Source organism: Citrobacter sp. C5_2, assembly GCF_014596845.2.
Lineage (GTDB): Bacteria > Pseudomonadota > Gammaproteobacteria > Enterobacterales > Enterobacteriaceae > Citrobacter > Citrobacter werkmanii.
Genome location: NZ_CP115032.1, coordinates 3,579,369 through 3,603,456, shown reverse-complemented (window position 1 = coordinate 3,603,456; position 24,088 = coordinate 3,579,369). Strand labels below are relative to the sequence as shown.

Here is a 24,088-nt window from a genome sequence, read left to right as displayed (position 1 = left end):
ACAACAGGCTCACCCATTTGAAAATGTTAGAAAAACAGTAAAGCGCATTCTGTGGCCTGGAATGCCTTTTCGTCCAGAATAATTCACTGTAATTATGAAAAGCGTGAGCTCTGGTAAGGAGCAGCCCCATGAAAAATAACAACGGCTCAGGCATCGCTGATGACCATGGTGTTAAACGATTGCGCCTTGCGGCAACCAGGTTGAAATGTTAAAAGAAGCCCCTTCAATAAAAACGACACAGGGGAAGGGCGTGAAAAACGCGTCAACTGCATCCGACACCAGCGTGTCTGATGCCGCGTCGACGAATGAGCCGACGCTTCAGCGGGGGTTGCAAAACCGCCATATTCAGTTAATTGCGCTGGGCGGCGCAATTGGAACCGGCCTGTTTTTGGGCATTGGTCCGGCCATTCAGATGGCGGGGCCTGCGGTGTTACTGGGTTACGGCGTAGCCGGAATCATCGCTTTTTTGATTATGCGTCAACTGGGCGAAATGGTGGTGGAAGAACCCGTTTCCGGATCGTTTGCCCATTTTGCCTATAAATACTGGGGACCGTTTGCTGGCTTTTTGTCCGGCTGGAACTACTGGGTGATGTTTGTGCTGGTTGGCATGGCGGAGCTGACAGCGGCCGGAATCTACATGCAGTACTGGCTGCCCGATGTCCCCACCTGGATTTGGGCCGCCGCGTTTTTTGTGATCATCAACGCCGTCAATCTGGTTAACGTACGTCTGTATGGCGAAACGGAATTCTGGTTTGCGCTGATTAAAGTGCTGGCCATTATCGGCATGATTGGTTTTGGCATCTGGATGCTGTTTTCCGGTAACGGCGGGGAACATGCGAGCATCGATAATCTCTGGCGTTACAACGGCTTTTTTGCCACCGGCTGGAACGGATTGATCCTTTCGCTGGCGGTGATTATGTTCTCGTTTGGCGGGCTGGAATTGATAGGGATCACTGCCGCGGAAGCGCAGGATCCGCAGAAAAGTATCCCGAAAGCGGTAAATCAGGTGGTGTACCGTATTTTGCTGTTTTACATCGGTTCTCTGGTGGTGCTGCTGGCCTTGTACCCGTGGGTGGAAGTGAAATCAAACAGTAGCCCGTTCGTGATGATTTTCCATAATCTTGACAGTAACGTGGTGGCTTCTGCACTGAATTTTGTCATTCTGGTGGCTTCACTGTCGGTCTATAACAGCGGTGTTTACTCGAACAGCCGCATGCTGTTTGGCTTGTCCGTGCAGGGAAATGCGCCGAAGTTTTTAACCCGCGTCAGTCGTCGTGGCGTTCCGGTGAACTCATTGATTCTGTCCGGCGCGATTACGTCACTGGTGGTGTTGATCAACTATGTGCTGCCGCAAAAAGCGTTCAGTCTGTTGATGGCGCTGGTTGTCGCGACGCTGCTACTAAACTGGATTATGATTTGTCTGGCGCATTTGCGATTCCGCGCGGCGATGCGCCGCAAAGGACGTGATACCCAGTTTAAAGCGCTGCTGTATCCGGCCGGAAACTATCTGTGCATTGCCTTCCTCGGCATGATTCTGGTGCTGATGTGCACCATGGATGATATGCGCTTGTCCGCTATTCTGCTGCCGATATGGATCCTGTTCCTGTTTGTTGCCTTCAAACTGCTGCGCCGTAAATCCCGCTAATATCTAACCGACCTCATCCTGGCGATGAGATCGGTTACCACTTCTCATTGCCGATTAACGCTGAAAAGCCCCTGACAATGCGCGAATATCATTTCCGGTAGGCGACTGATGAATGCGTAAGCCAAACTCTTCGATCACTGCGAATATATGGTCGAAGATATCAGCCTGAATACTTTCATATTCCAGCCAGACTACCGTATTGGTAAAAGCATAAATCTCGATCGGCAAACCATGATCGTCCGGCGCAAGCTGGCGTACCATTAACGTCATATCTTTGCGAATCCGCGGATGGTGACGTAAATATTCGTTCAGATAGGCGCGGAAAGTGCCAATATTGGTCATCCGGCGGTGATTCAATACGGATTCAGGCGCATCCAATAGCTGATTCCACTCGTCAATTTCCTGATGACGCGTGGTTAAATACGGCTTTAGCAGGTGTGCTTTATGCAGTCGCTGGCGTTCATCTTCGTCAAGAAAATGAATGCTGGTGGCATCAATGCTGATGCTGCGTTTAATGCGTCGCCCCCCGGAAGCAGACATCCCGCTCCAGTTTTTAAAAGAGTCCGATACCAGTGACCAGGTGGGGATAGTGGTGATGGTGTTATCCCAGTTGCGCACTTTCACCGTGGTCAAACCAATATCGATAACCGCGCCGTCTGCGCCGTATTTCGGCATTTCCAGCCAGTCGCCCAACTTCAACATATCGTTGGCTGAAAGCTGTATGCCGGCCACCAGGCCGAGGATGGGATCTTTAAACACCAGCATTAAGACGGCGGCCATCGCGCCCAGGCCGCTTATCAGTATTGCCGGGGACTGACCAATCAGCAGGGAAATCATCAAAATCCCAACGATAATTGCGCCGATCAGTTTGACTCCCTGGAATATACCTTTCAACGGTAGCTGAGATGCGGCAGGGAGTTTTTGCGACAGATTGAGAATAACGTCCAGCAGGGAGAACAGGGACAGCAGGGCGTACATCATGATCCACAGCTGGGCGCAGGTCACTAATATCTCTGCGGCTTCGCTGCCTTTTTGTAACCACAGCGCGGCCTGAATGTTGACAATGATACCCTGCAGGGTGAATGCCAGCCGGTGAAATAACTTGTTCTGCGTGATGATTTGTAGCCACAGACGGGAGCTGGCGTTCGCGCGCTTTTCAAATGCGCGCAGCACCACCCAGTGCAAAATAACGTGAACAATAATGGCGGTGAGAAAAATAATGCCAAAAATCATCACCAGCGAGGTGGTGTGGTTTATTTCAATGCCGAGTTCTTCTACCTGAGATATCAATTCCTGCATAATGTCTCCTTAATAAACAGCGGCCTATGATGACCGCTGTCAGGAGCTTATGCAAATTACGCTCGTCTTGCCTACGATTTTGCGGCGATGCTGGCGCACACCGGATTGATATTCAGCGTGCGGCGAAATAAAAAGGTAGTCAGTAACAGCACGGTCATCATTGTGGCTTCGACGGCTAAAAAGCCGATAACCGAGCGCGTGTAATCACCATGGTAATGTTGCTGCAGATGCAGGAACAGCGCCCCCAACACGGCGGGACCGAGTCCTAATGTTGCCTGCTGCAACGTACTCAGAATGGTGGTTCCGGCGCCCGCATCGTGCGTGGCGATATCGCGCATACCGATGCGATAAAAACTGTTTACAATCAGCGCCTGACCATAGCCGATAAACGCTGTCGCCGGAACGAGCGTAATGGCCGAGGTATGCATACCTGAATACCAGAAGGTCATCATTAAGCCCATCAAGCCAGCGATCTGAATAATCAACCCGGTGAGCATAATACGTCCCGTGCTATAGCGGGCAATGAGTCGCGGTGCGTAACAGGCGGAAATAAAATAGGCTGCGCCAAGCGCAATAAAGCTATTGCCGGATTCCCAGGGCGCCATCCCCAGACCGGCCTGTAGCGTCAGCGCCATACAGAACATAAATCCTGACCAGGCGCTAAAAAACAGTAATGCGATCAGCACGCCGAACCGGATGCTGCTGAGTTTTAACAGGCGTGGCGGTAAGAGAGGATGTTGCCCGGTCTGTTCTTGTCGTAACGCATTGCTGCGCATCCACCATCCCAAAGGCAGGATGGCGACCAGAGCAAGCTGAGTCTGCCACGGCCAGCCGGTTTCCGGGCCTAATGCCATGGGAAACAACAAGCAGCAGAGAATCGCAGCCAGACTGCTGGTGCCCAGCCAGTCGATGCGGGTTCGGGTTTCTCGCGTGGTTTCCGGGACATAGCGTTGGCTGAACATCAGAACTAACAGACAGATCGGGACATTAATAAAAAAGGCGTTGCGCCAGCCCAGCCCTGCAATATCTGCCGAAACCAGCCAGCCTCCGCCCATCTGGCCGACAATAAACGCGATGCCGCCAATTCCTCCATACAAACTGATGGCCCGCGCATGTGCAGGACCTTTCAGCGTGACGTGCAGGGTGGCAAGGATCTGCGGCACGATTAGCGCCGCGCCCGCACCTTGTAGAACGCGGGCAGCCAGTAACATATGAATGGAATTCGCCATCCCGCATAAAAGAGAGGCGATGCCAAACAGCACGACGCCTGTCATAAACAGGCGGCGGCGACCATAGTTATCACCGAGTTTGCTGCCCAGCGCCAGACAAACGGCGAAAGTCACCCCGTACAAAGCGACAATCAGCTCCAGCTGTGTGGTGGTGGCCTGAAGCGACTGGGTAATGGAATCCAGAGCGACATTGGTAATTGATGTATCAATGAGCGGGAGCATTTGGCCTGTCAATAACAGGAGCAACCCTATGCGGCCGGGTGAAACAGTTGATGTACTCATAGTAACTCCATTGCATCATTTTGCAGATGGACGTAGCATCACTGAAAAATTAAACGGGTACCAGTTCCTGGTTATACTGGTATTGGTACTACTATGCTGGAGAGTCCATGTCGGTAATAGCGCAACAGGAATCCGCGGTTATTCTCCCTGATGACAGCCGCAAGCAGCTTGGCGCGTTTTTACGTGCGCGACGGGAAAGCCTCGATCCGCAGCGTCTGGGTCTGCCGCGCATTGGGCGGCGAAGAACGCCCGGTCTGCGCCGCGAAGAAGTCGCGATGTTGGCTAACGTTGGCGTCACCTGGTACACCTGGCTGGAGCAGGGGCGAGAGGTCAATCCGTCGCAAGCGGTCTTGCTGAATGTAGCGAGCGCGCTGCAATGCAGTCCGCTGGAAACCCGCCACCTGTTTGTACTGGCCGGATTGACGCCACCGGAATCCACGCCGGTGATGGTGTGTGAAGGGATTGCGCCAGGCACCCGAAAGATGCTCGACAGCCTGATGCCGCAGCCCGCCAGTATTCAGAAACCCAGTTTTGACATCGTGGCCTGGAACGACAGTTTTTGCCGGTTGATGGGCGTTGATTTCTTCACGCTCCCGAGCGAAGACCGCAACTGTATTTACCTCTATCTCACGAATGAAACCTGGCGTAGCCGGATAGAAAACTGCGATGTATTACCGACGTTTGTTTCTTATTTCCGTGCCGCAATGGCGGAACATCGCAGCGATCCTGTTTGGGAAAATAAACTGGCGCGCTTTTTTGCCGCATCGTCTGAGTTTGAAGCATTATGGCATCAGCGTTATGACGTTCGCGGTGTGGAAAATCAGGTCAAAAACTTTGTTCATCCGCAGTTAGGGCGTTTTAGCTTGCAGCAAATGTACTGGTATTCCGCCCCGCGTAACGGTTCGCGGCTGCTGGTTTATTTACCGATGGATGAAGCGGGGGAGCAGGCTCTGGCGTGGCTGAATCAGTAGTGATACGCCCGATGACGGCGACACGCATCGGGCATAACGGCAAAAATCAGACTTCCGTCAGCGTTGTTTCCAACGGCAGACGAGATTTCGGCAGCGCGGCGTTGAAATCCTCTACGCTGTGATGACCTACCGGGACCACGACCACGCTGGTGAAACCTTTTTCTTTCAGGCCAAACTCTGCGTCGAGAACGGCAGCATCAAAGCCTTCGATTGGCACCGCGTCCAGCCCCATCGCCGCAACGCCCAGCAGGAAGTTACCGACGTTCAGGTACACCTGTTTCGCCATCCAGTGGTTGTCATCTTTGAGATCTTTGCGGTGCAGGTCGGCAAAGAAAGTACGGCCTTTGTGGTTAGCGGCTTTGGCTTCCGGGGAAGCGAAACGGCCATCGCGCTCTTCTTGATCGACGACGCGCTCCAGCCATGCATCGTCCATCGCCGTTTTGGCGCAGAACACCACAACGTGGGATGCATCCAGCATTTTACGCTCGTTGAATACAAAGCCGCCGGCTGCGGATTTCGCCACGCGCGCTTTACCTTCGTCAGTGCTGGCAACGATAAAGTGCCACGGCTGAGAGTTGGTGCTGGACGGGCTAAACTGCAGCAGCGTTTTTAATTTTTCGGCCTGCTCAGCGGTCAGTTTTTTATTCGGATCGAATGCCTTAGTGGAGTAACGTTTTAAGGCGACAGAAACAATATCCATAACTACTCCTGGTGGTTTTCCTACCCTGCGGGTGCGTTTAGTTTCAGCAGGGTACAGGGTTAGCGAGAAAATGATAAGAGCGAAAAATGCAAAAACACTTATCGACGCTAACGATAAATCAGCCTGGCCGCAGGCGTTGCTGATCGCGCTTAGGCAAACCATCCACCACCCGGTGCCATGAGTCGCTCACCAGGTCCGTCAGCAATGACTCGGTAATGTCGTCGCCTGGATAGACTGAGATCCAGTGCTTTTTATTCATGTGATAACCGGGTTCAATGCTGGGGTAGATCTGCTGATTTAACAGTGATTTTTGCGGATCGGATTTCAGGTTAACCAGCGGGCGTCCGTGATGTTCAAAGACCAGCATGAAAATCTTGCCGCCGACCTTGAACACGTCGTATTCCGGGCCAAAAGGCCAGCAGTGCTCAGTAAAAGGCAGTTCAAGCGCAAGGCGCTTGGCGCAGACATGCAGTGTCTTTCCATCCATTATTTTTCCTCGCGGGTCAGGGCGCGCCACATGGCTTCAAACCCCAACGAAATGTATTCAGTCGCGCGGGCAGGGTTGCGGGCAGCGAATTCCATGGTTGTTTCTGCAAGTGTCAAAAAAAGCCCGTCGCCGAAGGCGCGATACTCGTCCGACATAAATTCAGGTCGCACGGAGCGATGACAAAGATCGCGCAGTTCCGGGAACATATCGTCAGCCTGCTGTTCAGTTTCTTTGCTGATTTTCTCGCTGACGGCCAACTGACGAATGGTGCGATGTCCGCAGGTATGATTCAGACCCCAGCTAATGTAGCTGTTCCAGATGTAGTGAGTCATGGTTTTGGCATCGGTCACTGAACGGTCCAGATTGGCCATCATCGACTGGCAGAGATCGTGTTTTAAAAAGAGGTAAAGCTCGTTGATCAGATCATCTTTGGTCGCGAAATAGCGAAACAACGTTCCCTCCGCAACCCCTGCATTGCGCGCGATTACGGCGGTTGAGGCCGCAATACCTGATTGTGCAAATGCTGTGGTTGCAGCTTCCAGTAATGCCAGTTTTTTGTCTTCACTCTTCGGACGAGCCACTACACTTTACCCTTAAGTCTGTAAAAAACATGATTGAATCACGGCCTTTGCAGCACCGCAACGGAGAATGTCAAAGATTGAAAATCATCTTGACGGCGAACTTTCGATTTCTATAATGAGTGCTTACTCACTCATAATCAAGAGTCAGTCGCGCAAACCAGCGGAAAGGAGGCGCGTTTAAGGTCAGGATATGAAGCGTCTCACAGTTTGTGTGGTTGTTATTATGCTTATTGCCGCTGCTACAAGTTTACCGTTTGTACTCAATGCCGGATTTGGCCAGGCGCCGCAAGGGGCACAACTGAGTCAGGTTGAACAGTCGCCACACTATCGTGATGGACAGTTTCATAACCAGGTGCCAACACCGGGCTATACCGGTAACAAAGGTATGCTGGCGGCCTGGTGGGAGTTTCTGGTCGCTAAGCGTGAAAATGCGCGGCCAGCGCAGCCGTTACCCCTGGTGGCGAGCGATCTCGCCGGGTTACTGCCGCAGCAGGATACTCTGGTCTGGCTGGGCCACTCCTCATGGTATTTACAACTGGCGGGTCAACGCATCCTGATTGATCCGGTGTTCAGCAACTATGCCGCGCCGTTTTCATTTCTGAACAAAGCCTTTGCCGGGGATTATCCGTGGACCGCGCAGACGATGCCGGAGATCGATCTGCTCATCATCTCGCACGATCATTATGACCATCTGGATCTCGCCACCATCAAGGCGTTAATGCCGAAGATTAAACGGGTGATTACGCCGCTGGGTGTGGGGTCGCATCTGCGTTATTGGGGAATGCGCAGCGAGATAATCGACGAACGTGACTGGAATCAGTCCGTCAGAGTGACGGATTCACTGATTGTTCATGTTCTGCCAGCCCGCCATTTTTCGGGGCGAGGCATTAAGCGTAATCAGACGCTGTGGGCCAGCTTTATGTTTGAAATGCCGGGGCAGAACGTTTATTACAGCGGGGATTCCGGCTACGGGCCGCATTTTAAAGCCATTGGCGAGCAGTTTGGCTCGGTTGATTTGGCGATTATGGAGAACGGTCAGTATGACCAGGACTGGAAGTTTATTCACATGATGCCGGAAGAGACGGCTCAGGCCGCGGCGGATCTGCATGCGAAAGCCGTTTTGCCCGGGCACGCAGGTCGTTTTGTTCTGGCGAAACATACCTGGGATGATCCGTACAAACGACTGGCGCTTGCCAGCCGCCAACAAGATTACCGACTGCTGACGCCGATGCTGGGTGAACCGGTCATACTGTCCGAACCGGACCAAACGTTTACGGCCTGGTGGCAGCAGGCGAATCAATGAACACAGGGGAGAGCATGATGACGATTTCTGCTCAGGTAATTGATACGATTGTTGAATGGATTGATGATAATTTGAATCAACCATTGCGCATTGATGATATTGCCCGCCATGCGGGTTATTCAAAATGGCACCTACAGCGTCTTTTTATGCAGTACAAAGGCGAGAGCCTGGGGCGTTACATCCGTGAGCGTAAACTGCTGCTGGCGGCGCGCGATCTGCGCGATACCGATCAGAAAGTGTACGACATCTGTTTGAAGTACGGATTCGATTCACAGCAGACTTTTACGCGTATTTTCACCCGTACGTTTAGTCAACCGCCGGGCGCTTATCGCAAAGAAAATCATAGTCGAACGCATTAACGGCACCGGGTTCTCGCGGGCTTAATCCACCAGCGAGAACCAGCGCCGCCAAATGTAGCGCAGCACAAAATACTCAATCACCCCCAGTAGTAAAAACCACAGGCAAAACAGCAACGTGTAAAACTGGTTGAGATCCATCAGATGAAAAGTGGCAACGAGTTTTTGCGCCAGCACCAGGCCAAGTGAAGGGGCAGGTAAGAGCAGGCAGGACAGAAAAGCCAGCAGCAGGATCCCAGCGGCGGTCATCAGCGATTCAAGCGGGTGTTTCATGGTATTGTTAAACTTGAGTTAAAATACCATTGTCCGGGATCTCAGCGGGCAACGCAAACCCCACACCTAAAGCCCTGCCCAAATCTCACAGTGTTTTTTCACCAGACCACTCAACGATCCGCCTTCCGCCACGAAATCACGCATATTCAGTGCTTCATCATGACCATGTTTAACCTGCAGGCGTAAGGCTTCAATCGCGCTGGTCGCCCCCACTTTCTCCGCAGAGGCGGCGACATTCTCCAGCAGTCGTAGCGTGTCATCCGCCAGGCGATGCCCATCGCCCGTATTCACGTCGGTGACAATCCCCGCCATACCAAAGCGACAGGCCTGAAAACGGTTGAATTTATACAGTAAATAATCACGCTCCTGGTGTTTGAATGGACGTTTGGTGAGTAGCCAGTGGGCGGTGGACTGTATCAGTCCCGCCATATTGACCGCGTGTTTAAGGGTCAACGGAGTGTCCATTACCCTAACCTCAACCGTACCGAAGTGCGGGCTGGGGCGGATATCCCAGTGCAAATCTTTAATGCTATCAATCATGCTGGTGTAAGCCAGGCGACGGAATAGTCCCGTAAATTCCTGCCAGTTATTCACCCATGGCATCGGACCGTTATCGGGAAAGCCGGAGAATATATTCAGGCGCGCGCAGGCAAATTGCGTGTCGGATGTCTGCATGTAAGGCGAGGTGGCAGAGAGCGCAATAAAATGAGGAACAAATCGCGACAGCCCGTGCAGGAGGTAAATTGCATCATCACCGTTGGCGCAGCCAACATGGACGTGCTGACCGAAAACGGTTGCCTGCTGAATAAGATAACCAAAATTTTCCAGGTTACGTCGATAGCGTTCGTCATCGCAGACTTCCTGACGTTGCCATTTTTGAAATGGGTGCGTACCGCCGCCGCAGATGGCGAGGTGATGCTCTGCCGCAACCCGCATGATTATCTGCTGCATGGCCGACAATTCAGCATCAGCCTGGTCGATATTGCGACAAACCCCGGTTGCTATCTCCAGCATACTTTCGGTGATATCGTGCTTCACTTCCCCGGCGGTAAGCTGTGGCTTAATGGCGTCAATCAGCCGGGAAGAATCCTGGCTCAGGTCGTAACCTGGGGGATTAACCACCTGCATTTCCAGTTCAATGCCTAGCGTAAAAGGGTCGGAAACATGAAAATCGGGTAGTGACATAGGGTTCTCTTCAGCGTTGATTTTAATTAAGTATAGAAGGACTGCTGGTTTTCTGTTTTGCGTAAGAAATCACCGGGTGACGCTTTGAAGGTGAAATGGCAGGTGCTATAACTATTTTTTGCTTCGCAACAGGGGGGAATCCGTGCCGGAAATAAATCTTTATGGTCAGACCGTCGGCGATGTTGTGCCGGACTGGAAAGGTGCCGCCGTGCTGCCACGGGAAGAGCTTGTTGGACAGTATTGCCGTTTGGTTCCTCTGGATGCCGACAGCCATGCCGCCGACCTGTTTGATGCCTATGCGCAGGCACCCGACGATCGCGACTGGACCTGGCTTGCAAGCTCCCGCCCAACGAGCGTTGAAGCCGCGGCTTGCTGGATCGCGGCAAAATCCACTGACGCCTCCCTGGTTCCCTATGCGGTAATTGAACAGCGTTCCGGGCGTGCCGTTGGCCTGGTGTGCTTTATGGCGATCGAACGGGAGCATGGCTCGGTCGAAATTGGTCATGTGACCTGGTCGCCGCGCATGAAAAATACGGTACTCGGCACCGAAAGCGTCTGGCTGCTGCTGCGTCAGGCGTTTGCGTCAGGGTACCGTCGTGTGGAGTGGAAATGCGATTCGTTGAACACGGCGTCGCGACGGGCGGCAGAGCGTCTGGGGTTTATCTTCGAAGGGCGTTTTCGCCAGAAGATCGTGCGTAAGGGGCGCAACCGCGACAGCGACTGGTTATCAATGATTGACAGCGAATGGCCGCAGCGCGATGCCGCATTGCAGCGTTGGCTGGCTGCCGACAACTTTGATGAACATGGGCGGCAACGCAGGTCGATGGCAGAGTGCCAGCAGGTATAGCTCGTTTCCCGTTGACGATTCAGACAGAAAAGGAGCGCGAGCATGGCGTACTGCTCGTGCAAAAGGTAATGACGTTTTCATCGCGCTGAAACCAGCGAACGTTAATTTCCTGCCCGGCGAGGCCTGGCGAAAATAAGGGCTGAATTTGCAAGGTTACCTGGGTTAGGGTGAGGGCGGTAACTTTAGCGCTGGTGAACCCCGGTAACGCCGTAGTGTGTTCCGAAAACGTTTTATACAGGCTCTCTTTTGCGCTGAATGTCAGGGTTAAGGCGAGCGGAAAGGGCAGGCTGGCGTGATGCATAATCTGTCGTTCGTGGTTATCGATAATGCCGTCAGCCAGCTCAACGGCGGTTTGTGGCGTAAAAATAGCTTCTATATCCAGCCCAACGGAATGTGTCGATACCACCGCCAGCGCAGTTGATGCGCTATGGCTGATGCTGCCAAACAGATTTTGCGGCCACAGCGGTTGTCGCTGCCCGCCGATGCCGGGTACGGTTTTGATACCGTATTCACGTAATGCATGTACTGCGGCAATACGTCCTGCTAAGTGCTCTGCTTTACGCTTACGTCCACTGGATTGAAGCTGAGCGTGGTGGGGCAGCCAGAGCAGGTCATGCTCATGGAAGCTGGCGGGATCAAACTCGACAATATGCAGCCTATGGTCGGCAAAGACGAGCGGTGTGTGCGTGGTGAGCATGGTAGTTATGCTTTCCCTCTCCCCGCAGGGAGGAGAGGGGGAAACATTATCAGAAGTGCGTATTAACGCTCATGAACCACGTCCGGCCCGGTTCGTTATAGGTGTATGCGCCTGCGCCCGCCATATAGTCGCCAGTTTTGATATCACTGGTGGTTTGGGCATTACCTTCACGCCACAGACGTTTGTCGAAGACGTTATCCACGCCGCCGGTCAGGCTGACGTTTTTCGTCACATCCCAGGTCGCGCTCAGACCGACGATGCTGTACGGGCTGACTTCACTCGCCGAACTGCCGGTAACCGGTTTGCCCTGGTAATCATATTTTTTCGGCTGCTGTTTACCGTACCAGGTGAAGGTGGATTGCAGCGACAAATCTTCGCGTGCCTGCCAGCTCAGCGTTGAGTTCAGCGTGTACTCAGGAATAATCGACAGGCGTTCGCCGGTCTCTTTATTCTTACTTTGCAGCATGTAAGTGATGTTGTTGGTCCAGGTAACGGTTTCGCTAACCGGCACGTTCAACGTCCCTTCCAGACCCTCAACCACCGCTTTAGGCACATTTTCCCACTGATAGATATCGGTGTAGGTTGTTGTTTCTTTGCCCGTAGTCGAGTTTTTCTGGGTAATTGACGTTCTGCTTAGCGGTGCGGTCCCCGCTTCAATCTTGTTGCGGTAATCGTTGCGGAACCAGGTTACCCCGGCCAGCCAGCCGTCACGCTTAAACTCAAGACCAATCTCTTTGTTGATACTGGTTTCGGCCTTCAGATCGTCGTTGCCCATCATGTAGCAACCGATGCCGGTCGCGGAGCCGGTGGCGTAGCAACCCTGGCCTTTACTGTAGAGAATATAATTCGGGTTGAGCTGATACAGGCTTGGCGCTTTATAGGCGCGCGCAATCCCCATCTTCAGGGTGAAGTCATCGCCCAGACCTTGTGACAGGTTCAGAGATGGGCTCCAGTTATCGCCGACGATGCTGTGGTGATCGAAACGCAGACCCGGCGTCAGCATGGTGCTGTCGGTCAGTTCCATGTTGTTTTCAGCAAACAGAGAGAAAATTTCCGCATCGGAGTACGGGCTGCGGTTGGTGCTGCTGTAACCTGGGATATCACCGCCCATAAAGGTCTGCGAATTGGAGAGCATATCCTTCATGCGCTGCTGGTTCCACTCGGTACCGAGCGTCAGGTTTTGGTTGACCAGCAGGTCCAGTGGAATGCTGATTTCACTGTGCAGCATGACGTCATTCAGGTCGGCATCGACATATTTTTGTGACGCATTCGGGTCAAAGATCCCCTCGGTTCCTCCCGCCAGACCTTCCGGCGTACGGGAGTTACGCGTATGTTCATATTGCACCCAGTTGCTGGTGGTAACGCCATTATCCCAGCCGCCGTTCCAGGTCAGAGAGTAGTTCTGACGATAAAGGCGGTTGGTCTCTTTCCCGTAGTTATCTTTCACCAGTTGGTTGGTGTTGGTGTTTTGGGTATCGCCTGCGTACAGGTTGCCCTGGCGGCTATAACCCGCTTCCAGTTCCAGCGACTGGAGCGGGGCGAAATCCCAGCGAACTACGCCGTTAATGTCTTTATTGATAACGCCTTCACGACCGGCCGGTAAGGTATTGGCGTAGGTGCCGGTACGTTCTGACTGATGACCCTGGTTGATATCCCAGGCATCGGCCTGCGTTTTATCCAGATTACCGTACAGACGGAAGCTGAAATCCCCGCCCATTGGGCCGTTCAGGCTAAAGTTGGTACGTTTGGTCGAGCCTTCGTCTTTGTGTTCCGGGGCATTGAAATAGGTATCCCACGAACCGTGCCATTCATTGCTGCCTTTTTTGGTGATGATATTCACCACGCCGCCCGCAGCTCCGTTGCCGTAACGTGCTGCGGCAGGACCACGCAGCACTTCAATACGCTCGATCATTTCCGGTGGCACCCAGGCGGTATCGCCACGGGTATCACGCTCGCCGCGCCAGCCCTGACGCACGGAGTTACGGCTGGTCACCGGCTTACCGTCGATCAGAATCAGGGTGTTTTCTGGACCCATACCACGAATATCAATCTGACGGTTGTTACCGCGCTGGCCGCTGGTTGAGTTGCCGGTCAGGTTAACGCCAGGCATGGTACGGATGATTTCCGCAACATCGCGCGCGGGAGGATTTTTACGGATTTCATCCGCGGTGATGGTTGAAACACCCGGCGCCTGCAGGTTTTGCTGCGCGGCGGTAACGACGATGGTGTCTTCATGAGAGACAGCGGCGTTATCAGTTTGATCTTCTGCCATTGCTGGCAGTGCTACCCCGTAAATCCCTAAATTGACCAATAAGGCCAGTGAATGAATCTTGTTGTTCATTGTATGTCCTGCTGTTCTTTTAGCCACGAGTACCCATGTGCCGTGGTGCGGCATTTGGTCTGATGTCGCCCGCATCCGCGTAAACCCTCCGTTCCAGAAAAAGTACGCAGCGCCAGGTCGGTTTATAAGTGGTGAAAAACTGTGCGCGCTTCCCACAGCGCGACAATACGCTATTGCAAATGCAAATAGTTATCAATAATATTATCAATATATTTCACGCTAGATCATAAAAATTCACAGTAAACATGGGGTTATGGCGGTGACGACGTTAAAGACGGGAAGCGAAGCGTGGTGGCAGTCGAAAAAAGGCCCGGAGTGGGAGCGTGAAGAGAACGGAAATTATCGGGTAACCTTCTGGTGGCGTGACCCGCAGGGAACGGAAAAAGAGTCAGCCATTCGTCGTGTGTGGGTCTATATCACCGGCGTCACCGACCATCATCAAAATGTCCCCCCTCAGTCGATGCAACGCATTAACGGTACAAATGTTTGGTGCTGGAGTGTTTCCCTCAGCGCCAACTGGCGCGGTAGCTACTGCTTCATTCCCACCGCTCGGGATGACATTTTTGCCGCGCTGGCGGCGGACGAAACGCCTGGCCGAAACGTGCTGCGTGAAGGCTGGCGACAATTGTTACCGCAGGCGATTGCCGATCCTCTCAATCCGCAGAGCTGGCGGGGAGGTCGTGGCCATGCGGTGTCAGCGCTCGAAATGCCAGACGCTCCCGTACAGCCCGGCTGGGATCAGCCTGCGGCTCCCGATTGCCCCGCAGTTTGCCTGCAATGGCACAGCGCCAGGCTTTGCAATACGCGTCGCGTATGGGTATTTACCACCGGTGACGACCAACCAGAAGCACGTCCGCTGGCTATCCTGCTGGACGGTCAGTTTTGGGCGCAAAGTATGCCGGTGTGGCCTGCGCTGGCTTCGCTCACGCACCGCGGAGATCTCCCTCCCGCCGTATATCTCCTGATTGACGCTATCGACACATCTCATCGTAGCCGCGAACTGCCGTGTAACGCCGATTTTTGGTTGGCGGTACAGCAGGAGCTTTTGCCGCTGGTGAAGGCGACCACTGCGTTCAGTGACGATCCGCAGCGCACGGTGGTTGCCGGACAAAGTTTTGGCGGGTTGTCTGCGCTGTATGCCGGGCTGAACTGGCCCGCGCGCTTTGGCTGTGTGCTCAGCCAGTCCGGTTCTTTCTGGTGGCCGCATCGCGGCAGTCATCAGGATGGGGCGATTGTTGAACAACTGAAGAGCGGCAAGGTCAGCGTTCAGGGACTGCGTATCGTTCTGGAGGCCGGGATCCGCGAGCCGATAATTTTTCGTGCCAATCAGGCGCTATATGCCCAATTACCCTCTGCACCACAATCTATTTTCTGGCGTCAGGTTGATGGCGGACACGATGCGCTTTGTTGGCGCGGTGGCCTGATGCAAGGGCTAATGACGCTCTGGCAGCCGCTTTCCGAGACGATTTAACCGGACGATGTTCCACGACAGGAGTTGAGTATGGAGTTCAGTAACCCCTTCGATAATCCGCAGGGCCAGTTTTACATTCTGCAAAACCCACAGCGTCAGTTTAGCCTCTGGCCGCAGCAGTGCTCACTTCCTGCTGGCTGGCAAGTCGCGTGCGAACCGCAATCGCAGGAAGCCTGCCAGCAATGGCTGGATGCAAACTGGACCACGCTGACGCCAGCAAACTACATTGATGTGCAGGAGGCTCAATGACTCAGCGTTTACCGTTAGTCGCGGCTCAGCCGGGGATCTGGATGGCGGAAAAACTCTCCACCTTGCCCTCGGCGTGGAGCGTGGCGCACTACGTAGAATTAACCGGTGAACTGAACGCGCCGTTACTGGCAAAGGCAATCGTTGCCGGTCTGGAGCAGGCTGATACTCTGCGGATGCGGTTTAGCGAAGATAACGGTGAGGTCTGGCAATGGGTTGATCCTGCGCTCACCTTCGCGGAACCTGAAATTTTCGACCTGCGCGAAAAATCTCACCCACATGAAGCAGCCCGCGCACTGATGCAGGCCGATCTGCAACAGGACTTACGCGCTGATGGTCATAAACCGTTGGTTTTCCATCAGCTCATTCAGGTAGGTGATAACCGCTGGTACTGGTATCAGCGTTACCATCATCTGCTGGTTGATGGCTTCAGCTTTCCCGCCATTACCCGCCAGATAGCCGCCATTTACTGCGCATGGCAGAGTGGCGAACCCACGCCGGATTCTCCTTTTACGCCGTTTGCCGAGGTCGTGGAAGAGTATCAACAGTATCGTCAAAGCGATGCCTGGCAACGTGATGCTACTTTCTGGACCGAGCAGCGTAAACAGTTACCGCCCCCGGCGTCGTTGTCGAACAAACCGTTACCGGGGCGCTCGGCCAGTGCCGATATTATTCGTCTGAAGCTCACCGCGCCTGAAGGCGCGTTCCGCCAGCTTGCAGCACGTATGCCTGATGTGCAGCGTGCGGATCTTGCCCTGGCGCTGGTGGCGTTGTGGCTGGGGCGTTTATGCAGCCGAATGGATTATGCCGCCGGATTTATCTTTATGCGGCGTATGGGATCGGCGGCACTCACGTCCACCGGACCGGTTTTAAACGTTTTGCCCTTTGGCGTGAGGCTGGATGCGGCAGAAAGCTTGCCTGCGCTGGCACAGCGGTTGGCAGGGCAGTTGAAGAAAATGCGCCGACATCAGCGTTATGACGCTGAACAAATTGTGCGCGACAGCGGGCGTGCAGCCGGTACCGAGCCGCTGTTTGGCCCGGTGCTGAACGTGAAAATATTCGATTATCAGCTAAATATTCCCGGCGTTCAGGCGCAGACCCATACCCTGGCGACAGGCCCGGTCAACGATCTTGAACTGGCGCTATTCCCGGATGAAAACGGTGGGCTGAGTATTGAAATCCTCGCCAATAAACAGCGTTATGATGCCGCGACGCTGGCGCAACACGCATCGCGTTTAACCGCGCTTATCGAACAGTTTGCCGACAATCCGGCGCTATGCTGTGGTGAGGCCGGGATGCTGTTGCCAGCGGAATATGAGCAACTGGCGAAGATTAACGACACGACCGTGGAGATCCCGGCCACGACGCTGAGCGCGCTAGTGGCACAGCAGGCCGATAAAACGCCGGATGCCCCGGCGCTGGCCGATGCTCGTTATCAGTTTAGTTATCGTGAAATGCGCCAGCAGGTTGTGGCGCTGGCGCACCTACTGCGCGCGCGGGGCGTACAGCCAGGTGACAGCGTTGCCGTGGCATTACCGCGTTCAGTATTCCTGACGCTGGCGCTGCACGGTATTGTTGAAGCCGGAGCCGCCTGGCTGCCATTGGATACCGGATACCCGGACGATCGCCTGCGGATGATGCTCGAAGACGCAAAGCCAAAATTAGTGATCGCCACCGATGATCAACTGGCGCGCTTTGGCGATATCCCGGGACTGGAAAGTCTGTGCTACAACGCGCCGCTGTCAGTGGGAGATACCGCGCCGTTGGCCCTCTCTCAACCGCATCATACGGCCTATATCATTTTTACTTCCGGTTCTACCGGCAGACCCAAAGGGGTGATGGTCGGGCAAACGGCGATCGTCAACCGCCTGTTGTGGATGCAAAATCACTATCCGCTGACAGCAGAGGATGTGGTGGCGCAAAAAACGCCATGCAGTTTTGATGTCTCGGTGTGGGAATTTTTCTGGCCGTTTATTGCCGGCGCAAAATTGGTGATGGCGGAGCCCGAGGCGCACCGAGATCCGCTGGCGATGCAGCAATTCTTCGCCCAATACGGGGTGACGACCACTCACTTTGTTCCTTCCATGCTGGCTGCTTTTATTGCGTCATTGACGCCGGAAACTGCGCAGAAAAGTTGTGCTTCGCTGAAGCAGGTATTCTGCAGCGGCGAAGCCTTGCCTGCAGATTTATGTCGTGAGTGGGAACAGTTGACCCATGCGCCGTTGCACAATTTGTACGGACCAACTGAAGCGGCGGTTGATGTGAGCTGGTATCCGGCCTGGGGGGAAGCGCTCGCCGCCGTTACCGGCAACAGCGTACCGATTGGTTATCCGGTATGGAACACCGGTTTGCGGATCCTCGATGCCATGATGCGTCCGGTGCCCTTCGGCGTAGCGGGTGATCTATACCTGACGGGGATCCAACTGGCGCAGGGCTATCTGGGACGAGCGGATCTGACGGCAAGCCGCTTTATCGCCGATCCGTTTAATGCCGGTGAACGCATGTACCGTACCGGGGATGTGGCCCGCTGGTTGGAAAATGGTGCGGTGGAATACCTGGGGCGCAGCGATGACCAGCTTAAAATTCGCGGACAGCGTATTGAACTGGGGGAAATTGATCGGGTGATGCAGCAACTGCCCGATGTCGAGCATGCTGTTGCCCATGCCTGCGTATTTAATCAGGCTGCGGCGACCGGCGGCGATGCGCGTCAACTGGTGGGGTATCTGGTGTCGCAATCGGGTTTACCGCTGGACACCTCTGCATTGCGGGAGAGTCTGCGCGAAAAACTGCCAGCGCATATGGTGCCGACGGTATTGCTGCAACTGGCGGCGCTGCCGCTCAGCGCGAACGGTAAATTGGATCGTAAAGCGTTACCGATGCCTCAGTTAACGTCACGTACAACAGGACGTGCGCCGCGCCCTGGGATCGAAACCACCATTGCGCACTCTTTTGCGGCCTTGCTGGATTGTGAGATCAATGATGTGGAGGCAGATTTCTTCGCGTTGGGCGGACATTCTCTGCTGGCGATGAAGCTGGCGGCGCAATTGAGTCGTATGTTTGAACGACTGGTGACGCCAGGTCAGATTATGGTGGCTTCTACCGTTAAACAACTCAGCGCATTGCTGGAGAGTGATGATGATGAACAGTCGCAGCATCTGGGGTTTGAGACGCTGCTGCCGCTGCGTGAAAGTCACGGCCCAACGCTGTTTTGCTTCCATCCCGCGTCGGGTTTTGCCTGGCAGTTTAGCGTGCTGTCGCGTTACCTCAGCCCGCAGTGGTCGATTACAGGCATTCAGTCGCCGCGACCGGATGGACCCATGCGAAAGGCGGAAAACCTCGATGCGGTATGTGACCATCATCTGGCAACGCTGCTTAACCAGCAGCCTCACGGGCCATACTATTTATTAGGTTACTCGCTGGGGGGGACGCTGGCGCAGGGGATTGCCGCGCGTTTACACGCCCGGGGGGAGGACGTTGCCTTCCTGGGGCTGCTGGATACCTGGCCGCCAGAAACGCAAAATTGGCAGGAAAAAGAGGCCAATGGCTTGGATCCTGCCGTACTGGCGGAGATCGAGCGTGAACGTGAAGCGTTCCTGGCCGCACAGCAAGGGAATGCGTCTGACGCGTTATTCAACGCTATCGAAGGCAATTATGTGGATGCGGTTCGCCTGTTAACCACAGCCCACAGCGTACCTTTTGCGGGCCACGCTACGTTGTTCGTGGCTGAACGCACATTACCGCAGGACGTTAGTCCTGAACGTAGCTGGTCACCGTGGATATCCAGTCTGGATGTTTATCGTCAGGACTGCGCGCATGTCGACATCATTTCTCCCACCGCGTTTGAGACGATAGGGCCTGTAATCAATGCGCTGATTAATCAATCTGCGTAACAAAGTCACTTTTGCTATTACGGCAATCGAACAACTCCATAATGCAATGTCATGTTGTGGAGTTGTTGCTTTGGTGTGGAATGGGGTGGCGAAGGGAGTGAATAAATTCCGAAGATAATTTTTGGTAGGGGGCAGATGCGTAAAGAAAGTTTCAGATAATTCTGACTAGCTGGTAGACTTCTCCCACGGGAGTGTTTTTCTTTTGGGAAAGTTTTCAGGTCACGCAACATGTCATCATTGAATATTAAGCAAGACAACGTTTCGGAATTTACTGCTTATCCTCAGCCTACGGTAAACGCCAACGAAATTGATTTAATTAACCTGGTCGAAATCTTATGGCGCGCCAGGACGAAAATTGTGGCTACCGTTTTCGCTTTTGCCTGTGCGGGTATTCTGGTCTCTTTCCTGCTGCCGCAAAAATGGAACAGTCAGGCCATCGTGACGCCGGCAGAACCGGTTCAGTGGCAGGATCTCGAGAATACGTTGACCAAATTGCGCGTGCTGGATATGGATATTAACGTCAGCCGCAGTGATGTGTTTAACCTGTTTATCAAAAAATTTCAGTCGCCCTCATTGTTAGAAAATTATCTGCGATCTTCACCCTATGTGATGGATCAATTGAAAGGCGCTGATATTGACGAAATGGACCTGCACCGCGCAATCGTCAGGCTCAGTGAAAAAATGACCGCGGTTGACAGCAATGTGGGAAAAAAGAATGAGACCTCGCTGTATACCTCATGGACGCTGAGCTTTACCGCCCCTCAGGCCGAAGAAGCCCAGTCTGTGCTACAGGGTTATATCCATTATATTTCTTCTATTGTTGAGAAAGAAACGCTGGAAGATATTCGCAATAAACTGTTCATCAAAACTAGCTTCGAGAAAGAAAGGCTGGCGATGGATCGCGTCAGGCTCAAAAACCAGATGGAAGCAAATATTCAGCGGCTCAACTACTCCCTGGAGATTGCGAATGCCGCCGGGATTAAAAAGCCGGTCTACAGTAATGGCCAGGCGGTGAAAGATGATCCTGATTTCTCTATTTCACTGGGTGCTGATGGTATCTCGCGTAAATTAGAAATTGAAAAATCAGTAACAGATGTTGCGGAAATTAACGGAGAATTACGTAACCGCCAATATCACGTTGATCAGCTGTTAGCCATGAACGTGAGCGACGTAAAATTTACGCCGTTTAAATATCAGCTTTCACCTTCACTGCCAGTGCATAAAGATGGTCCGGCTAAATCGATGATCGTTATTCTGGCTGCGTTACTGGGTGGCATGGTGGCCTGTGGCGGCGTTCTGCTGAACTATGCCATGGTGTCGCGTAAGCAAAAAATGGCGTTTATCGATCAGCAACTGGTGTGATTAATTGTCGTATGGCGGCAGGCAGCCGCCATACGTTAACTCTCGCTATTTGTTGCGCCCTAGCGGTACGACTAACGGCGTGCCGGCAACCGGATCGTCGATAATCATACAGCGTAATCCATAGATTTTTTCGATAAGCTCCGCCGTAACAATCTCCTTCGGCGCCCCCTCGGCAATAATTTTTCCGTCACGCAGCGCAATCAGGTGCGTTGCGTAGCGACAGGCCTGATTGAGGTCGTGCAGAACGGCGGCCAGCGTATAACCCTTCTCCCGGTTTAGCTCACTGAGCAGCTCCAGCAGATCAATCTGATGACTGATATCCAGCCAGGTGGTGGGTTCATCGAGCAACATAATCGATGTTTCCTGCGCCAGCACCATTGCAATCCATGCGCGCTGGCGCTGTCCGCCGGAAAGCGTATCTACACTTTGCGCCGCCAGATGGGTGATCCCTGTGGCCTGCATCGCTGTGTTTACTGCGATTTCATCTTCTTGCCGCCAGCGGGTAAACAGCGGCTGATGTGGGTAACGCCCGCGAGCAACCAGCTCCTGTACAGTAATATCACCCGGCGTGGTGGCGTTTTGCGCCAGCAAACCTATTCTGCGTGCGACCTCTTTGCTGGCGTAGTGCTGAATATGTTCACCGTCGAGCCAAACCTTGCCGTGGGCGGGCGTCATCAGACGACTCAGTGTGCGCAGTAGCGTTGACTTCCCGCAGCCGTTTGGCCCAATAATCGCGGTAAAGTGACCGTCGGGAATCGACACATTGAGATTTTCCGCGACGGTAAACTTGCCATAACCCAGCGTTAACTGGTCGCCGCGCAAACGGGCAACTGATTCGATCATTTTTTGCGGGACTCCTGAATTAACAAGACGATAAGATAAATACCGCCGAGGCTTACGGTGACAACGCCCACCGGAAGCTGATAAGGCATAAACAGCTGTTGGGCGCATAAATCCGCCATCAGCAGCAGCAGCGCGCCGCATAGCGCTGACAGGGTTAATCCCCAGCGGGATGTGCCGCTAAGTCGACGCGCAATATGGGGGGCGACGAGAGCTATAAAGGAAATTGGACCTGCCAGCGCGGTGGCGGCGGCGGTCAGTACCACGGCGACCAGCATCATCATCAGACGCGAACGCTCAACGCTGACGCCTAGCGCACAGGCGCTGTCGTCACCCATTTCCAGTAAACGCATCCGGCGCACCAGCAGCGTGGCGCACACCAGCATCACAATAATCAGCGGGGCAGAAGGCCAGGTCTTGGCCCAGGTCAGACCATTGAGCGATCCGGCGTTCCACAGTCCGGCCGTTAATGCGGTTTCTAATGACGCTTTCAGCAGCAGCCAGGTGTTGAACGCCACCAGCATAGCGCGTATGCCGATACCGATAATAATCAGCCGGAAGGTGTCGATGCCGTTGCGCCAGGCGAGCGCCCAGACAACCAGTGAAGTCAGGATCCCACCCAGCATAGCCGCCAGCGCGATAGCGGTGAGATGTTGGCCGAATAGCACCATTGCCACCAGTACACCGCTCCAGGCACCGGTATTGAAACCCATCACATCCGGGCTGCCCAGCGGGTTGCGCATCAGCGACTGAAATATTGCACCGCTCACGCCGAGCGCCGCGCCAATCAATAACGCCATGAGCACGCGCGGCAAACGCCATTCGGTGACCACCAGCGTGATACTGCGCGGCGCATCGCCGAACAGAGCGGCAATAATTTGCTGGGTTTCCAGCGTAACGACGCCGCTACGCAGGCTCCACAACCCAACGACGAGACAACCTACAACCAGCAGCAGGCTGCTGATGACCAGACGACGGGAGAGGTGCATCATGCGCCACCCCCGCGCGATTTACGGCGAACCAGAAAGATAAGCACTGGCGCGCCGATAAACGCGCTGACCACCGAAACACGTAGCTCGCCGGGGACAATCAGGCGACCGATGATATCGGCAATTAACAGCAGAGAGGGGGTCGCAAGAAGGGTAACGGGCAGTGACCAGCGGTGATCCGCCCCCACCAGCCAGCGCGCCATATGCGGCATCATCAGGCCGATAAAGGCGATAGGACCAACAATTGCGGTCGCGCTGCCGCACAGTACGGTAATCACCAGCAGGCCAATAAACTGCGTGCGGGCGACTTTACTGCCCAGCGCGGTAGCAGTGTCGCTACCAAGACTCAGGCTATTCAGGGCGCGGCTGAGAAACAATGCGGCAGCCGCGGCAATCAATACCGGCACCAGCACCACCTTCAGCGTTTGCAGGCTCCGGATATCCAGCGAACCGGCCTGCCAGAATCGCAACTGATCGTAGACGTCCGGGTTGAGTAGGGCGATGCCGTTGGATAGCCCCTCGAGCACTGCACCCAGCGCAACGCCCGCCAGCGTCAGTCGTACCGGACTGAGTTGCCCGCCGCCCTGGCTACCGGTAAACGCCACAATCAGCGAGGCGATCAGCGCCCCGGAAAAAGCCATCAGCAATTGTTCCTGTGGGGAAGAGAAACCGAACAGTGACGCGCCCAGCACGATGGCGAAGCTGGCGCCAGAATTAACGCCAAGGATCCCTGGATCGGCGAGCGGGTTACGCGTGAGCGTTTGCATTAAGGCGCCCGCCAGACCCAGCGCGCCGCCGGCGAGCAGTCCTGCCAGCGTACGTGGCAGTCGCGCGTCCAGCACGATGGTGCAATCCGCGCTTTGGCAACTGCCGGTGAGTGCATCGAGCACCACGGATGCAGGTAGCGATTTTGCGCCAATAACCAGACTTAGTACCGTGGTGAGAACAAGTAATAACAATAGTCCGGGCACGGCGAAAGCGCGTGTCGCGGAAACAGAGCATGACATATCAACTTCCCTGATAATGATAGTAATTATCGTTATCGATCTTATTTGGATATGTTAGCATGTGCAGCCATCGAATGGATATTGAAA

General features: G+C 54.1%; 21 protein-coding genes. 9 read left to right on the top strand and 12 right to left on the bottom strand.

Annotation, left to right across the window (positions count from 1 at the left end; genetic code table 11):
* Positions 1–250: 250 nt before the first annotated feature.
* Positions 251–1,645, top strand: a complete 1,395-nt coding sequence (gene pheP, locus ICA20_RS17635; protein WP_038638573.1) for a phenylalanine transporter — start codon at positions 251–253, stop codon at positions 1,643–1,645.
* A gap of 54 nt (positions 1,646–1,699) precedes the next feature.
* Here pheP and ICA20_RS17630 read toward each other — a convergent pair whose 3' ends face one another.
* Positions 1,700–2,944 (bottom strand): mechanosensitive ion channel family protein, encoded by a 1,245-nt coding sequence (locus tag ICA20_RS17630; protein ID WP_038638577.1) that lies wholly within the window; start codon positions 2,942–2,944, stop codon positions 1,700–1,702.
* 71 nt (positions 2,945–3,015) lie between these two features.
* Positions 3,016–4,455, bottom strand: a complete 1,440-nt coding sequence (locus ICA20_RS17625) for an MFS transporter (RefSeq protein WP_038638580.1) — start codon at positions 4,453–4,455, stop codon at positions 3,016–3,018.
* Between the two features lie 107 nt (positions 4,456–4,562).
* On the opposite strand from ICA20_RS17625, the gene ICA20_RS17620 reads away from it, so the two are divergent.
* Positions 4,563–5,426 (top strand): helix-turn-helix transcriptional regulator, encoded by an 864-nt coding sequence (locus tag ICA20_RS17620; protein WP_038638584.1) that lies wholly within the window; start codon positions 4,563–4,565, stop codon positions 5,424–5,426.
* 46 nt (positions 5,427–5,472) lie between these two features.
* Here the strand turns inward: ICA20_RS17620 and nfsB are convergent, their stop codons facing one another.
* From nfsB to ICA20_RS17605, 3 genes are all read right to left on the bottom strand, one after another.
* Positions 5,473–6,126 (bottom strand): oxygen-insensitive NAD(P)H nitroreductase, encoded by a 654-nt coding sequence (gene nfsB, locus ICA20_RS17615; protein WP_038638587.1) that lies wholly within the window; start codon positions 6,124–6,126, stop codon positions 5,473–5,475.
* A gap of 118 nt (positions 6,127–6,244) precedes the next feature.
* On the bottom strand, positions 6,245–6,613 hold the full coding sequence (locus ICA20_RS17610) for an MmcQ/YjbR family DNA-binding protein (RefSeq protein ID WP_038638590.1): 369 nt from the start codon (positions 6,611–6,613) through the stop codon (positions 6,245–6,247).
* A complete protein-coding gene (locus tag ICA20_RS17605) occupies positions 6,613–7,194 on the bottom strand; it encodes a TetR/AcrR family transcriptional regulator (RefSeq protein WP_069323121.1) in 582 nt (193 codons plus the stop codon). The genes ICA20_RS17610 and ICA20_RS17605 overlap by 1 nt, the downstream gene beginning before the upstream one ends.
* A 190-nt stretch (positions 7,195–7,384) precedes the next feature.
* Between ICA20_RS17605 and ICA20_RS17600 the strand changes: the two genes are divergently transcribed.
* Both ICA20_RS17600 and ICA20_RS17595 read left to right on the top strand, forming a co-directional pair.
* Positions 7,385–8,497: an MBL fold metallo-hydrolase gene (locus tag ICA20_RS17600; protein WP_038638592.1), complete on the top strand. Its 1,113-nt coding sequence runs from the start codon at positions 7,385–7,387 to the stop codon at positions 8,495–8,497.
* 17 nt (positions 8,498–8,514) lie between these two features.
* Complete coding sequence (locus ICA20_RS17595) at positions 8,515–8,856, top strand: RamA family antibiotic efflux transcriptional regulator (RefSeq protein WP_003021996.1); 342 nt, start codon at positions 8,515–8,517, stop codon at positions 8,854–8,856.
* Positions 8,857–8,877: 21 nt separating this feature from the next.
* Here ICA20_RS17595 and ICA20_RS17590 read toward each other — a convergent pair whose 3' ends face one another.
* Entirely contained in the window at positions 8,878–9,126 is a 249-nt protein-coding gene (locus tag ICA20_RS17590; protein WP_038638595.1) for a DUF1158 domain-containing protein, read from the bottom strand.
* A 66-nt stretch (positions 9,127–9,192) separates the two neighbouring features.
* Positions 9,193–10,311, bottom strand: coding sequence for a YbdK family carboxylate-amine ligase (locus tag ICA20_RS17585; RefSeq protein ID WP_038638598.1), 1,119 nt, complete (start codon positions 10,309–10,311; stop codon positions 9,193–9,195).
* 142 nt (positions 10,312–10,453) lie between these two features.
* Here ICA20_RS17585 and ICA20_RS17580 point away from each other — a divergent pair, with 142 nt between their 5' ends.
* Positions 10,454–11,158 carry a GNAT family protein gene (locus ICA20_RS17580; protein WP_038638600.1) on the top strand — a complete coding sequence of 235 codons (705 nt, stop codon included), beginning with the start codon at positions 10,454–10,456 and terminating at the stop codon, positions 11,156–11,158.
* 19 nt (positions 11,159–11,177) lie between these two features.
* On the opposite strand, the gene entD is transcribed toward ICA20_RS17580, so the two are convergent.
* Both entD and ICA20_RS17570 read right to left on the bottom strand, forming a co-directional pair.
* Positions 11,178–11,855 carry an enterobactin synthase subunit EntD gene (gene entD / locus ICA20_RS17575; RefSeq protein WP_038638603.1) on the bottom strand — a complete coding sequence of 226 codons (678 nt, stop codon included), beginning with the start codon at positions 11,853–11,855 and terminating at the stop codon, positions 11,178–11,180.
* A gap of 49 nt (positions 11,856–11,904) precedes the next feature.
* A complete protein-coding gene (locus tag ICA20_RS17570) occupies positions 11,905–14,196 on the bottom strand; it encodes a TonB-dependent siderophore receptor (RefSeq protein ID WP_038638605.1) in 2,292 nt (763 codons plus the stop codon).
* A 253-nt stretch (positions 14,197–14,449) separates the two neighbouring features.
* Here ICA20_RS17570 and fes point away from each other — a divergent pair, with 253 nt between their 5' ends.
* From fes to wzz(fepE), 4 genes are all read left to right on the top strand, one after another.
* On the top strand, positions 14,450–15,667 hold the full coding sequence (fes, locus tag ICA20_RS17565; protein ID WP_080700403.1) for an enterochelin esterase: 1,218 nt from the start codon (positions 14,450–14,452) through the stop codon (positions 15,665–15,667).
* Positions 15,668–15,697: 30 nt separating this feature from the next.
* Positions 15,698–15,916 (top strand): MbtH family protein, encoded by a 219-nt coding sequence (locus ICA20_RS17560; protein ID WP_038638608.1) that lies wholly within the window; start codon positions 15,698–15,700, stop codon positions 15,914–15,916.
* The gene (gene entF / locus ICA20_RS17555; RefSeq protein ID WP_038638611.1) at positions 15,913–19,803 is read left to right on the top strand and encodes an enterobactin non-ribosomal peptide synthetase EntF; all 3,891 of its coding nucleotides are present in this window, start codon (positions 15,913–15,915) and stop codon (positions 19,801–19,803) included. Before ICA20_RS17560 ends, entF begins: the two co-directional genes overlap by 4 nt.
* 228 nt (positions 19,804–20,031) lie before the next feature.
* On the top strand, positions 20,032–21,165 hold the full coding sequence (gene wzz(fepE), locus ICA20_RS17550) for an LPS O-antigen length regulator Wzz(fepE) (protein ID WP_038638614.1): 1,134 nt from the start codon (positions 20,032–20,034) through the stop codon (positions 21,163–21,165).
* Positions 21,166–21,210: 45 nt separating this feature from the next.
* Here the strand turns inward: wzz(fepE) and fepC are convergent, their stop codons facing one another.
* Genes fepC through fepD form a run of 3 tightly spaced genes read right to left on the bottom strand, consistent with a single transcriptional unit; the run spans position 21,211 to position 24,001 of the window.
* Positions 21,211–22,008 carry an iron-enterobactin ABC transporter ATP-binding protein gene (fepC, locus tag ICA20_RS17545; RefSeq protein WP_038638617.1) on the bottom strand — a complete coding sequence of 266 codons (798 nt, stop codon included), beginning with the start codon at positions 22,006–22,008 and terminating at the stop codon, positions 21,211–21,213.
* Positions 22,005–22,997 carry an iron-enterobactin ABC transporter permease gene (gene fepG, locus ICA20_RS17540; protein WP_038638620.1) on the bottom strand — a complete coding sequence of 331 codons (993 nt, stop codon included), beginning with the start codon at positions 22,995–22,997 and terminating at the stop codon, positions 22,005–22,007. The genes fepC and fepG overlap by 4 nt, the downstream gene beginning before the upstream one ends.
* Complete coding sequence (fepD, locus tag ICA20_RS17535; RefSeq protein ID WP_038638624.1) at positions 22,994–24,001, bottom strand: Fe(3+)-siderophore ABC transporter permease; 1,008 nt, start codon at positions 23,999–24,001, stop codon at positions 22,994–22,996. The genes fepG and fepD overlap by 4 nt, the downstream gene beginning before the upstream one ends.
* Positions 24,002–24,088 lie beyond the last annotated feature (87 nt).

Excerpts from the sequence above, each read along its gene's own strand:
- ICA20_RS17600 (WP_038638592.1), top strand. The coding sequence starts at position 7,385 with ATGAAGCGTCTCACAGTTTGTGTGGTTGTTATTATGCTTATTGCCGCT.
- ICA20_RS17590 (WP_038638595.1), bottom strand. The coding sequence starts at position 9,126 with ATGAAACACCCGCTTGAATCGCTGATGACCGCCGCTGGGATCCTGCTG.
- fes (WP_080700403.1), top strand. The coding sequence starts at position 14,450 with ATGGCGGTGACGACGTTAAAGACGGGAAGCGAAGCGTGGTGGCAGTCG.
- ICA20_RS17595 (WP_003021996.1), top strand. The coding sequence starts at position 8,515 with ATGACGATTTCTGCTCAGGTAATTGATACGATTGTTGAATGGATTGAT.
- ICA20_RS17570 (WP_038638605.1), bottom strand. The coding sequence starts at position 14,196 with ATGAACAACAAGATTCATTCACTGGCCTTATTGGTCAATTTAGGGATT.
- nfsB (WP_038638587.1), bottom strand. The coding sequence starts at position 6,126 with ATGGATATTGTTTCTGTCGCCTTAAAACGTTACTCCACTAAGGCATTC.
- entF (WP_038638611.1), top strand. The coding sequence starts at position 15,913 with ATGACTCAGCGTTTACCGTTAGTCGCGGCTCAGCCGGGGATCTGGATG.
- fepC (WP_038638617.1), bottom strand. The coding sequence starts at position 22,008 with ATGATCGAATCAGTTGCCCGTTTGCGCGGCGACCAGTTAACGCTGGGT.
- ICA20_RS17560 (WP_038638608.1), top strand. The coding sequence starts at position 15,698 with ATGGAGTTCAGTAACCCCTTCGATAATCCGCAGGGCCAGTTTTACATT.
- fepG (WP_038638620.1), bottom strand. The coding sequence starts at position 22,997 with ATGATGCACCTCTCCCGTCGTCTGGTCATCAGCAGCCTGCTGCTGGTT.
- ICA20_RS17625 (WP_038638580.1), bottom strand. The coding sequence starts at position 4,455 with ATGAGTACATCAACTGTTTCACCCGGCCGCATAGGGTTGCTCCTGTTA.
- entD (WP_038638603.1), bottom strand. The coding sequence starts at position 11,855 with ATGCTCACCACGCACACACCGCTCGTCTTTGCCGACCATAGGCTGCAT.
- ICA20_RS17620 (WP_038638584.1), top strand. The coding sequence starts at position 4,563 with ATGTCGGTAATAGCGCAACAGGAATCCGCGGTTATTCTCCCTGATGAC.
- ICA20_RS17610 (WP_038638590.1), bottom strand. The coding sequence starts at position 6,613 with ATGGATGGAAAGACACTGCATGTCTGCGCCAAGCGCCTTGCGCTTGAA.
- fepD (WP_038638624.1), bottom strand. The coding sequence starts at position 24,001 with ATGTCATGCTCTGTTTCCGCGACACGCGCTTTCGCCGTGCCCGGACTA.
- ICA20_RS17585 (WP_038638598.1), bottom strand. The coding sequence starts at position 10,311 with ATGTCACTACCCGATTTTCATGTTTCCGACCCTTTTACGCTAGGCATT.
- ICA20_RS17630 (WP_038638577.1), bottom strand. The coding sequence starts at position 2,944 with ATGCAGGAATTGATATCTCAGGTAGAAGAACTCGGCATTGAAATAAAC.